We start from the raw sequence: 13,085 nt of genomic DNA, 5'->3' as shown, positions 1-13,085 counted from the left end.
AATGGGGAATGGGGAATAGGGAATAGGGAATGGGGAATAGGGAATAGGGAATAGGGAATGGGGAATAGGGAATGGGGAATAGGGAATGGGCTTAGAGTTGCTAAGGAGTCAGAATTTCAGTAACTCCTAACCACCTTGGCCGTTGCTATAATGCTTATCACCCTACCAGAACCCCATGATCGGAGAGTATATTAAAAACACTAACCCTATGATCCATTACTTATTACCGATTCCCCATTAACGATTCCCCATTACCCATGAGCCATTCTGCTCAACTTACCCTAAATTCCTGTTTACTAGACTTAAATCTCCAAGATTTTCAAGTCAGTCCGACAACTTTAACTCAAGTTGTCTTAAATCAGTTCGATCAACGTCCAGACCTTGCCGGTGTAATTATTTCCAGTTCTGAGCGACTATTGGGCATGATTTCCCGGCGTTTATTTTATGAACATTTAAGTGAAAGCTACAGCACACAAAAAATATTACAAACCCCCATTCATTTTTTTTTGAATAATATGAAAACCCAAGGGAAATGTTTGCAGCTTTCCTATACTGAAAAAATTGGTACAGCCGTTAACATTGTTCTATCCCGCGATCCCAAAGTTATTTATGAACCCATTGTAGTTGTTTTCCAAGAAGCTAGTGTCCCCGGGATAGCTGCCTATTTTTTATTGGAATTTCAAACTCTTATTTTAGCTCAATCTCAAATTTTGTCTGACTTAAACCGGGAAATAGAAAATAAACAACTTGAAGGTCAACGAAACACGATAAAACTAGAGCGAGAGCATCAAAAAGTAGAAGCCTATGCTCGACTACTTGAAGATCAATTGGCTGCGATCCATGAACGCAATCAGCTCCTGGAATTACAGCAGCAAGAATTAGTGCAAAAAAATGAAGAGGTTGCTGATTTAAATCATCGATTTATTCAAATTGGAAAACTTTTATCCCAATCCGGTAAACGAGCATTTCGAGCTACCTCCTCTGGCGTAGGTGTGATTTGTAATCAAACCGATAAAATTGTGAAAACTGGAGACCTGTTAGAAGAAGAACTTAAAACGATTGATGAAACCTCAAAATTGATTGAAAGAGTCAGTCAACAGGTGCGACACCTAGCCGTACAACTGGCCATTATCGCCAATCAAATGAGTTCAGAAATGAGAGGCTTTAGTAGCGTCAGTTCAGAAATTAGTCAATTGGTTACCCAAACTTTTGAAGCGGGGCAACAAATGAAACGGTTCGCGAATCGATTTCGCCAAAGAATTCAAGAGTTTACCGAATTTGCCCAAACGGGAAGTCAAGTGGCTACTTCTTTAGTGGATAAAGTCGAGAGTGCTGAAAAATCCCTCAAAGATTTAGAATTATTAGTTCAATTTCAAGCGAATAAAAAAAGATCTGTTCCTAGACCCGCCCCCCCGAAATCTCGCCCCAATCCAACTGATAGTAATTCCAGGGCTTCTGAAGAGAAAAATCAGAAGAATGGCTCTGAGTCCCCTAGGAGTGATAAACTGTAGAGGAGTGTTACCTCATAATTAAAATATGATCAAAACAGGAATCAAAATAGCTTTAAGTTTATCTTTCTTTTTATCTATGGGGATGAATGCGGTCAGTCAAACCCCTCCTGCAAATACCTATCAAGAAGGATTTTGGCAACCGATCGCCCGGGTTGACAATCCCCAATTTCCGATGACTGTTGAGCTGGTCAACCAAACCGGTCTAAATCTAGATTATGGCTTGACTACTGACTCGCCAATACAAGTACCAGAGTCCTTACGTTCAGGGGAAACAACGAGTATAGTTCTTGCCGATCCAGAGGCGAATATTTCCATTGGTTATATTCCTCTAGATCCCAGGAATGAAGAGATTAGCTTTGAATACAAAATTACCATAAACTCTAGTTCATCTATTCGGTTTGAAATTCTTCGCACGAACCAACCGGATCGGGTAGGCGATGGCATTGGTCGGGTGATTGATATTCAAAGTACGGGGGGGATTTTTATTTATTAATTTCATAAAATTCGCTTACCCATCTCTCTCAAATATTAAAAAAAATGGCAGCCGATCATCACTTTATCCTAGACTTAACTCTTGTTTTAGGTGCTTCTGCTCTTGGAGGATATGTAGCTACTCGCCTACGACAACCGGTACTGTTAGGATATCTGGTGAGTGGGTTTGTGGTGGGGCCTTTTGGCTTGCAATTGCTGGCAGAAACGGAACAGATTAAACCCTTAGCGGAGATCGGAGTTGCATTTTTATTATTTGCGTTGGGAGTAGAATTTTCCCTTGCAGAATTAAAGCGGGTGAAAGAAATTGCCATTCAAGGGAGTTTGTGGCAAATTGGCTTAACCTTAAGTTTAGTGGCGATCGCCTCAACGGTCCTCGGTTGGGTCAGCGGTTGGACGCAAGGAATTTTCTTGGGGTCAATCTTGTCACTTTCTTCAACAGCGGTTGTACTGAAAACGCTCGCCGAGCGAGGAGAAGTTAATACCCTTCATGGGCAAGTGATGTTAGCGATTTTAATTGCCCAGGATTTAGCTCTGGGGTTAATGTTAGCCATTTTACCTGCATTAGATGCCCCTGAACATATCTGGTCTACATTAGGAGCAGCTTTACTCAAAGTATCCATCTTTTTGGGGTTGGCGATCGCCTTGGGACGATGGGTTGTTCCTCCCCTGATCAAAAGCATCGCCCGCACCGAAAGCAGCGAACTCTTCCTCTTAACTACCATTGCTCTGTGCTTAAGTGTTGCCCTGGTTACTGCCCATCTGGGGTTATCCATTGAAATGGGAGCCTTTGTGGCTGGCTTAATGATGGCCGAAATTGATTATGCCGATCAAGCCCTCGCTAAAGTTCTCCCCTTACGCGATACCTTTGCCAGCCTCTTTTTTGCCTCCATCGGCATGTTAATCGATCCGCAAATTTTGCTCGATAACTTCGGCATTATTTTAGGATTAGTGCTGATGGTGATGTTCGGGAAAGCCCTGATTATCTTCCCCATTGTCCTCAAATTTGGCTACTCCTTAAAAACTGCCGCGATCGCTGCCTTGGGTTTAAACCAAATCGGTGAATTTTCCTTTGTCCTCGCCTTAGAAGGATTCGATCTGGGACTGTTAACAGAGGAAAAATATCTCCTGATCTTAGGCACAACTGCCATTACCTTAATGCTCACCCCCATTAGCATTCGCTTTGCCCCCCGGTTAGCCCAATTTATGGATAGAATCCCTGGACTCAACCCACTCCTACGTCAACAAGAAATTAAAGCTCTCTCCTTACCAGAAACGATTAAAAATCATGTTGTCATCGCTGGCTATGGGCGAGTCGGACAAGCCCTAATTAGAATATTGCATAATCAAGGACATCCCCTCTTAGTTATTGACAATAGTGAAGCTGCGATTCAACGATTAAGACATCACAATATTCCCTATATTTTTGGTGATGCTGACTCCGAATTGGTCTTAGGCAAAGCTCATTTAGAAACGGCTAAAGCCCTAGCCATCACCCTCCCCGATCCCGGCACGACCAGACTCTTGCTCAAACATGCCCTAGAATTTGCACCGGAATTGGATGTGGTTGCCCGATCCCATAATAATAGTGAAATTGATGTCCTCACCCAACTCGGGGCCCAAGAAGTCGTGCAACCGGAATTTGAAGCAGCCCTAGAAATGGGGGCCCATTTACTTTCTACATTAGGTGAATCTCAGTGGGCAATTCAATCGGTTATTCAAGCGATTCATCGCGATCATTATCGCAGTGTCCGTCCAGAAAATTTGATGGGTCTGCAACAGAAATGGCTGGATGATGCCACTGAATCTTTGCACCATGAATGGGTAAAACTTTCAGAAACGTCATCCTTAGATTGGATGACCCTAAGTGAAACCGATATCCGTCATTTAACCGGAGTGACAGTGATGGCTATTCAGCAAGGTGACGATCGGGTCTATTATCCAAAAAATAAAATGACCTTGCGTTCCGGTGACCAATTATTAGTCGTCGGAAAACCGGAAGAAATCTTAGCTTTTCGAGATTTAGTTGAGGGACGTAGCGCCCTTGCCGAGGGGATCAGTCATTGGTTAACTCTTTCTGAGCTATCTCCCTTGATTATGCTCACTCCCCGTGACATTTGGCAAAAATATCAGGTGGTCATTCAAGCGGTACGTCGCCATGGAAAACTTTATAATCCGGTGGATTCAGCTATGCAATTAGAAGCAGATGATTGTTTATTATTGCGAGGGGAGAGCGATCGCATCCAAGACGCGATCGCTGATGATATCCTCTTGAACCCAAACGAGTTAAACTGATCTCTATTACCGATTACCCATCCCCTATGTCCCTCGATTATCTTGAATTTGCTTCTTCTAGCCAACCTCCCCAGGGTTTAGTGATTTTTCTCCATGGTTGGGGGGCAAATGCACCGGATTTATACCCCCTAGCTGAAACTCTGAATTTACCGGAATATCAGTTTATCTTTCCCAATGCTCCTTTTGCCCATCCCGAAGTTCCAGGAGGGTTAATGTGGTATGGTTTAGACTTAAATAATCCTGAAAAAATATTTAGCGATTCTCAAAGAATACAAGCCTCCTATAAACAACTTAAAGCCTTTTTAGAAGGGTTATCTCAACAAACTGGAGTCCCTTTAGAAAAAACCGTTTTAGCTGGATTTTCTCAAGGGGGAGCAATGACGCTCCACGTGGGATTAACCCTGCCGTTAGCAGGGTTAATTGGCTTGAGTGGTTATTTGCATTCAGAAGTAGAATATTCCTATGAGCTTCCAGTGTTTCTCTTTCATGGTCGTTTCGATCCGATGGTTCCCCTGGAGAAAGGAAAACAGGCCAGAGATACGTTACAAAAACAAGGAATTGCAGTAACCTATGAAGAGTTCGACATGGCTCATCAAATTATTCCAGAAGAGTTGGAGCGGGTGCGCCAAATTTTGGTGGATGTGTTGGCATAGAGCGCTAGGTATTAGGGAATGGGGAATGGGGAATTGAGGCTGAGGATCGTCAAGCCTAAATTATGAATCTTACCCTTGTAAGATTCCTTTATCTCCCTATCCCCTCAACGGTTATAGTAGCTAGGTTCCTCTCATTGAAATACAGTCCTATGGTGAACTTAAGACAAAAAATCTGGAATTGGGGAGCGATCGCCGCTTTAGCGATCTCCATCACTGCTTGTGGTTCTTCTCCAGAGGAGATTGGCTCCTCTCCTTCTCCGGTTAATCCCGTAACTCTCACCCCAGAAGAAGTGCAAAATTATGCCAGAGTTATCCTAGAACTTGAACCCATTCGCCAAGTTGCTCTCGGCCAAGTACAAACTTTAGTTGATAGTGGTGTAGCGCCGATTATTATTTGCACCGATCCCCAGAGTCTTGCCGGTTTATCTTCTGAGGTGACGGAAGTGGTGGTTAATTTCTGTACTCGAGCTAAAGAGATTAATGCCAAATATGGCTTTACTCCTACACGCTTTAATGATATTACCCGTAATTTACCGACGAATGCAGAATTGAAAGCACAAGTTGATGAAGCACTGTTAGCGCAAGTGATGAACCCAGAGACAACTGCACCGGAAACCACTGACTTAGGACAGTAATTTTAAGTTGGGAATGGTTCCATTAACCAAGCAGGAGTTACTGACTGGTTTTGTTGGCGGGATCGCTCTAAAACTTGCCTAAGTATTTTCAATGATAATATAAGTAATGTTTACGATGTTTAAAGGGGGGCGAGAACTGCGATCGGGGGCGATCGTAAAGCCAAACATTTTCCCCTCTTGCACATTCACAATCCAATAGTCTCGAATCCCTACTTTCGTTCTAAATCACTGAATCCTTGAAAACTTCCAGCCACCAGGTCTTGCATCTTGTCTGCAAAATTGGTATAAGATAGTCGCAAACTCCTAAAAAACAGATAACTCTCGCCTTTTATGACTATTGATGAGCTATGGGTATTAATAGGCGCTAAATACCACAAACAATTAAGACCAGTACAAAAAATAGTGCTTTATCAATCCTGGGAGGGATATTCCTTTGCTCAAATAGCCAAACAATCTGGATTTACACAGGATCACCTCAAGAATATCGCATCCAAGTTGTGGTCGCTGCTTTCAGACCTGTTTAACGAGACTCTGACTAAAAAGACCTTCCGTGCCATTCTGGAACCGCGCTCCCTGAGCGTCCTCGAACGAGAACTAATCGCACAAGCAACCCCTCTAATGCGGGAATACCCCCTAGAATCCCCCGATGGTCCCGTTCCCCTAGAGTCTCGGTTTTACATCCAGCGTACCCCGATTGAAGAATTGACCTGCACGGCAATTTCGACACCGGGAAGCCTGATCCGACTCAAATCACCTAAACGCATGGGAAAAACCTCCCTGATGGTGAGGGTATTAGCTCATGCTCGGCAGTTAGGCTACCGCACTGTCTCTCTAAACTTGCAGCAAGTCGATCGGGCGTGTTTAACAGATCTAGATTCTTTCTTACGCTCGTTTTGCCTGATGCTCTCGCGCCCACTGAAGTGGGAATCCAAACTCGACGATTACTGGGACGATTTTTTGGGGAGTAAAAGTAATTGTACCATCTATCTTGAAGATTATTTACAAGCTCACCACAATTCGCCTTTAGTCATTGCTTTAGATCGGGTTGAGGAGCTATTTTTATATCCAATAATTGCCGCTGAATTTTTTGCCATGCTGCGTTATTGGCACGAAAAAGCGAGTTTTGGAGATGGCGAAAGTGAACTCTGGAAAAACTTACGTTTAATCCTGGTTTACTCTACCGAAGAGTACCTCGCTTTGAAGACGAATCACTCGCCGTTCAATGTTGGTTTTGTGCATAAGTTGCCGTTGTTTACGTCGTTTCAGGTTGAAGAATTAGCGGAGCGCCACCAACTCGACCTCTCAGTGGAACAGATAGAGCAATTCATGGAATTAGTTGCAGGTCATCCCTATCTAGTGCGACTGGGATTTTATCATCTTGCTCAACAGACTGTCACTTGGGAAGAATTGATGCAAACGGCAGCAACTGATACTGGTATCTATCACAATCACCTGCACCAACATCTGGCTAGCCTGAAAGTAGATCCCGATTTAGCCGTGGCTTATAAAGAGGTATTGAAGGCAAACCAACCTATAGAGTTAGAGCAGCAATTAGCGTTTAGGTTGCACTGTTTGGGATTGGTGAATTTGCAAGGTTCTGTTGTGTGTTCTAGTTGTCAGTTATATACTGACTATTTTCGAGACTTAAGGTTTGAGTCGATGCAAGGTTTTTTCTATCCAAGCTCGATCAAAAATTGATTCATAAATGCGGTTGCCAACTTGGAGAACACCCCCTTGGTTGATGACTAACCCAGACATGAGCAAGTCTGCTTGTTCGACCTTATCAATAGTGATAACCTCTGTTTTCTCTAAGATTTTCCCATAAATTTCGAGCAGTCTAACCGCTTTTTGTTTATCTTGGAGGAGGTAATCGCGAATGGTTCTTAAATGTTGGGGTTCGTCTTGAGTTTCCCAGTCGGTGAGAATGTGCGATCGCACTAATTCTTCTACCCATTCTCCTTCGCGGTTGCTTGGAACAGTGGAGGAATCGTTGCGGATTAGCTGACAGAGTTTTTGGGTGAGAAAGGGTTGACCTCCCGTCCAAGCTAAGATTTCTGTCAGTAGGGTTTGGGGGTTGGTCACCCGTTCGCTTAACCCATAGAGTAAGGGTTGGACTTCGTGCTTTCTAAAATAGGCGAGTTCAATTTTTTGACCGATGTTAAATGGGGTGCTGCTTTTGGATTGAATGAGTTGATAAGGAGAGGCGGCACCGAGTAAGATGAAAGTGAGGCGGTTATAATCGGGAATTTCGGCTCTTTGATTATAGCAGTAACGGAGGATTTTGAATAAGGGATCGGTATCGAAATCTAGGTTGAGGACGGTGTCTATTTCGTCGATGAAGATGGCAATTTTTCCCGGAATGTTGGGGAGTAAGACGGTTTCGATGAATTCTGAAAAACGTTGGCTCGAGGATAAGAGATCGCGATCGCGCCACCAACTGCGAAGATTAACAGTATCTGAGAGACGAAACGCTTTGACCAATAAATAGGCTAAACCCGCATACCACTGTTCCGGACGGACTTGGCGATCGCTAATTCCAGTCAGATCGATCGCTACGCAGTTAATGCCTGCCTTTTTCAACTGTTTCACCATCTGCACGCGCAAGCTAGATTTTCCCATTTGCCGAGAATTGAGAATCGTGCAGAATTCTCCTTTGATTAAGGCTTTGTAGAGTTGTCTGTCGGCAGAACGGACGACGTAAGTCGGCGCATCCATTGGCAGGCTTCCACCGACTTGATAGTCAAAGGTTGAGGGTTCTTCTCCACTTCTGAGTAACTCGTTTTCGATTTTTAGTTCCGCCTGAGTTAATTTCAGAACTTCTACAGTTTGAGACAGTTCTTGAGTTCGTTCTTCTACTTTTTGTTCGAGACTTTCGCTGTAGTCTTCTAATTGAGCGTAGAGGCGAGCATTTTCAATGGAAATCGCAGCTTGGGAGGAGAGGATTTTTAACAGTTCCAGTCGATCCTTTGTAAAAGTATTAGTCGCCAGACTATTTTCCAGGTAGAGAATTCCGCTAATGTTACTTTGGTTGATCAGGGGAGCACAAAGAATAGATTGGCATTGATACTGTTGAATATAGGGATCGTTCGTAAAGTCTCCTTCGTTCATCGCATTGTTTAAAACCACTGTTTCGCCAGTGCGGGCGACATAACGCACTATTTTTGAGGATAGCTTTGGAAACGCCTCTATGGGAATGGACTGCAAAACCAGAACTTGCTCAGAATCAGTTTCTTTGATTGCTTCGATTAATAAATCTTCGTTACTAGGTAAAATGAGAATCCCTCGTCCTGCCCCAGCATTTTCAATGAGAATATTCATTAAAGTTGCGAGTAACTTTTCTAAAGCAATTTCACTGGAAAGAGCATTGGTAGATTTGATTACTGTAGCTATGTCCAGTAACTCCGTGCTACCGGAACTAGTATCTCTGCCCGAAGTATTGGAGATGGTTAAGGTTGAGGATTTGGTAGAAAGAAAAAATTCTGGGTAGCGGGTTTCTATATCTCGTACTTTGGCTACTGCACCCCAGCGCTGGTAGGCGTAATGGGCTTCTTTGAGGTAGAGTTGGGCAATAGGATTTTGGTTTCTACTCAGATAGTATCTGCCTGCGAGTTCGTTGGCGAGGGCTTCTTCGTTCAGGTATTCGTTTTCTTTGGCTAGGGCTATGGCGCGATCGTAGTATTCTCGGGCATCTCCGTTGTTGTCAAGTACTCGAGCGCGTTCGGCTTCCACGAGATAGTATTTGTGCTGGAAATTCATCGGGGCGTGGTGCGCCCAGTTTTCCATTTTGGTTTGATTTGCTGCAACTGTTGCGAGTATTTGTTGGCGATCGTCTTCGTTGAACCTAGGATACACTGCTAGCCGAGCCAAGGAGTCATACATTTGTTGTATTCCTGTCAATATTCCTGCTGGAACATCCATGTATTCTTCTAACTTGACAGCATATTCTAAAGATTCTTTTTCTTGTTGAAATAGAAAGTTAAGCATGAGTTTATTAAAATAAATATGAAGAAATGAACCACTATCCTTTGCTTCTATATGAACAGGCATCATTCTTTGTTCATCATAAACCTCGCCCTTTAAAAGGGTTTTTCCTTCGCTTTTACCCATCAAATTTAGAATGCTTTGCCAGTATATTTTTTGCCAATTTAAAACTATTCCTTGTTTAATCTTATCAATAGCATGAGCATATTGGGCGAACTCTTGTTCCAGAGAACTTAACTCCACACCAATTATGTAGGCATGGAGGCAAGAACAATAACCCGACATTGCTGCAAATGGAAAATCTCCTGTTTCTACTCCCATTTGATAGCCCAAAACCAGCGGAGATAAGGTTGATTTGATATGCTCTTTCAAAAGTATGACATGATCGTAAACCATCAGCAGTACTCTTGCTGCTATTTTTTTGGCATCAAAATGCGACAGAAAATCTAAGGCTAATTGAGCATATTCATAGCCCCGATCTATATCTTCCCAAAAATTACAGAGCCTTTGAGCATAACAAGCATAGCCAAAACCGGTCTCAGTAGAATTACCATATTTTAGAGATAGCCTGATTGTTTGTAAAATAATTAACGAACAGAGATTTGGATCTATAATATAACTAGCAGCAAATGATGAGTTTAGTACTTTCATAGCTGTCAAGCGTAATTTATCGGTCATGATCGGCATTTCCAGCAAATTCGAGTAATTGTGCTTTGCCAATGCCGATTGTGTTTCCTGAAAGGCTTGCGTAACATCCGATTGACTTGGTTTTTCCGGAAAGTAAATCTCTAATAAGTCTAACAGGTATAAAGCGGTATTAAGAGCTTTTTCTGGTTGATTGCGAGCGTAGTATGATTCTATTTTAACTTTATATACTCTAGCTTTATCTAGAAGCGTCTTTGCCTCTTGTTTGACTATTTCAGCTAACGACTCCATATCATCAAAGTTGCCAGATAGGTAAGCTGCTTCAGCAGCTTCTATATATAGCTCTAACGTCAAATCGTAATTATTTTGCCAGCTATCATGTTCTAGCGTTGTCAGACCGATTTGTAGATAGTTAAACGCAGGTTGATAAGCTGCTGAGGCTTTTGCTTTTTTCCCTGCCAGTAGATTTAGGGTTGCTAATTGATCTAGACTCGATCGTTCGCCGATTAATATGCGACCCTTGTTAAGTTGGTTGACAATATCGAATATTTTCCGATCGCGCTCCCCATCGCTCATACTTGCCAAGAGTAACTGTCCCAAGCGCAGATGCACGGCTTGTCGATCGGCTTCTGGAATTAAGGAGTAAACGGCTTGCTGAATGCGATCGTGAACGAACTTATATTCTGCGACTAGCTGATTGAAGAGACCCTCAACCTCAATTTCCATCAGCTTGTAAGCATCGCCGATGGGGACAATAAAACCCTCTCTGAGAGCAGTTCTCAAAACGATTGCTGTTTCTCTGGGCGATCTTTCAAAAACGATCGCTAGGGTTTCTAAATCGAACTGATTGCCTGTGCAAGCTGCTAACTTCAAAACGGTGAGGGTTTCTAGCGGCAACTTTTGTACCTTAAGAGCCATTAATTTGACGACGTTATCTGTTATCTGCCGACCTTGAATTTGCTCTAAATCCCATTGCCACTCGCAGCGATCGCGATTGAAACTCAGCAAGGATTCCCCATACAAATTCTTTAAAAACTCAGTGACAAAAAAGGGATTTCCTCTGGTTTTTTCTCGTACCAACTCTGCTAGGAATTTTACTCGCTCTGCTGCTAAATTGAGGGTATCTCCGATTAACTGAGTTACTTCTTGCAACTCCAAAGGTTGTAGATAAATATTGCTTACTGTCGCTCCTGCCTTTCCAATCTCTTCTATAGTCTGACTTAACGGGTGCGTTTCGCTTACTTCGTTATCTCGATACGCTCCTATGAAGAAGAGATACAGGCTATCTGGGGCAGTTATCAGCCGTTCTAGCAGTTGCAGGGATGCTCTATCCGCCCATTGCAAATCATCTAAGAAAATGACTAGGGGATGTTCAGGTTGGGTAAAAACTGTAATGAAGTTTTGGAAGACGAGGTTAAAGCGGTTTTGGGCTTCGGCTGGCGGAAGTCCTATTACAGGTGGTTGCATGCCCAATATTGCTTCGACTTCGGGAATAACTTCGATTATTACCCCAGCATTGATTCCTAAAGCATCTATAAGCTTCTGCTTCCACTGAGCCAATTTTGCCTCGCTTTCGGTGAGCAGTTGTCGAATTAGAGATCGGAATGCTTGAATAATAGAAGCATACGGAATATTGCGTTGAAACTGGTCGAATTTTCCCGCGATAAAGTATCCATTAGTTTCGGTAATGGGCTTATAGACTTCTCGAACTAAGGCAGATTTACCAATACCAGAATAGCCGGAAACCAGCATCATTTCCCTAGTACTCCGACCAACGCGATTGAATGCGTTTAACAAACTGTTAATTTCTCTGTCCCTTCCGTAAAGTTTTTGGGGAATTTGAAATCTCTCGGAAACATCGTTGCGACCCAGGGGAAAAGTGTCGATCTTGCCTTTTTCTTCCCACTGTCTTTGACATTCCTCTAAATCTGCCTTGAGACCGGAGGCTGAATTGTAGCGGTCTTCGGCATTTTTTGCCATTAGTTTCAGCACGATATCCGAAACGGTTTGGGGAATTTCCGATTTTATTTGGTGGGGGGATACTGGTTGTTTAGCGATATGCGAATGTACGATTTCTAAAGGATCGTCGATGGGAAAAGGCAATTGCCCGGTCAGTAACTCGTAGAAGGTCACTCCCAAAGAGTAAAAATCCGTTCGATAGTCGATCTCTCGGTTCATCCTCCCAGTTTGTTCGGGAGAAATATAGGCTAAAGTTCCTTCCAATGTATTGGGGTTGCAGAAAGTTGTCGTTTCTCGCGACAGCACTGTAGAAATGCCAAAATCGATTACCTTAATTTCACCTGTAGTGGGATTGAGGACGATATTTGAGGGATTAATATCTTTGTGAATAATATATCTTTGGTGAATTTGCCCTATGATGTCAGTAACTAGAGTAGCCATAGTAAGAAAGTTGCTTACCTCGATATGACCAGCTAACTTCAGTTGAACCAAAGATTGACCTCCGAAGTCTTCCAAGACGATCATCAATCGGTCGTGACTTTCTAAGTTATAAACTCTTACGATTCCCTCTAATCCTTCCCCGTTCAGATTTTTGATAATTTCATACTCCCGCTTAAACCCTGCAATTGTTTCTGGTGGGGGATAAGCGTGCTTTAAAATTTTGATTATAACAGGTTGCTGATTTTTTTTATCAATAGCTGAATAAACGATTGAGTTGCTACTTTCATATAATTTTACTCCTACTTGATAGTTGGACCAGACAAATATCATAATTTTTTTCTATATTATATTCAAATCTGTCTATCGTAAGTAGAATGATTCCTATATTGCTAGCGAAAAGCATCCTTAAAAATCAAGAAATCTCCTAGACTTGTGGTAGAATTCAATACGATACAAATAATTGGGATGCTAACGGT

The 13,085-nt window shown here is 42.7% G+C and carries 7 protein-coding genes; 6 read left to right on the top strand and 1 reads right to left on the bottom strand.

Annotated features, from left to right (window positions below):
- Positions 1-257: 257 nt before the first annotated feature.
- From J7545_RS16860 to J7545_RS16835, 6 genes are all read left to right on the top strand, one after another.
- Positions 258-1,511, top strand: coding sequence for a hypothetical protein (locus J7545_RS16860; protein WP_318719894.1), 1,254 nt, complete (start codon positions 258-260; stop codon positions 1,509-1,511).
- A 25-nt stretch (positions 1,512-1,536) separates the two neighbouring features.
- Complete coding sequence (locus J7545_RS16855; protein ID WP_318700112.1) at positions 1,537-2,004, top strand: hypothetical protein; 468 nt, start codon at positions 1,537-1,539, stop codon at positions 2,002-2,004.
- A 44-nt stretch (positions 2,005-2,048) separates the two neighbouring features.
- Complete coding sequence (locus tag J7545_RS16850; protein WP_318719893.1) at positions 2,049-4,295, top strand: cation:proton antiporter; 2,247 nt, start codon at positions 2,049-2,051, stop codon at positions 4,293-4,295.
- A gap of 26 nt (positions 4,296-4,321) precedes the next feature.
- Positions 4,322-4,948, top strand: coding sequence for an alpha/beta hydrolase (locus tag J7545_RS16845; protein WP_318700114.1), 627 nt, complete (start codon positions 4,322-4,324; stop codon positions 4,946-4,948).
- A gap of 149 nt (positions 4,949-5,097) precedes the next feature.
- Positions 5,098-5,583, top strand: a complete 486-nt coding sequence (locus J7545_RS16840) for a DUF4168 domain-containing protein (RefSeq protein WP_318700115.1) — start codon at positions 5,098-5,100, stop codon at positions 5,581-5,583.
- Between the two features lie 402 nt (positions 5,584-5,985).
- Positions 5,986-7,281, top strand: coding sequence for an AAA-like domain-containing protein (locus tag J7545_RS16835; RefSeq protein ID WP_318719892.1), 1,296 nt, complete (start codon positions 5,986-5,988; stop codon positions 7,279-7,281).
- On the opposite strand, the gene J7545_RS16830 is transcribed toward J7545_RS16835, so the two are convergent.
- Complete coding sequence (locus J7545_RS16830; RefSeq protein ID WP_318719891.1) at positions 7,228-12,939, bottom strand: AAA family ATPase; 5,712 nt, start codon at positions 12,937-12,939, stop codon at positions 7,228-7,230. The genes J7545_RS16835 and J7545_RS16830 overlap by 54 nt on opposite strands.
- Between the last annotated feature and the right edge of the window lie 146 nt (positions 12,940-13,085).

Source organism: Roseofilum sp. SBFL, from assembly GCF_017746885.1.
Lineage (GTDB): Bacteria > Cyanobacteriota > Cyanobacteriia > Cyanobacteriales > Desertifilaceae > Roseofilum.
This window is presented reverse-complemented; position numbering and strand designations above follow the sequence as displayed.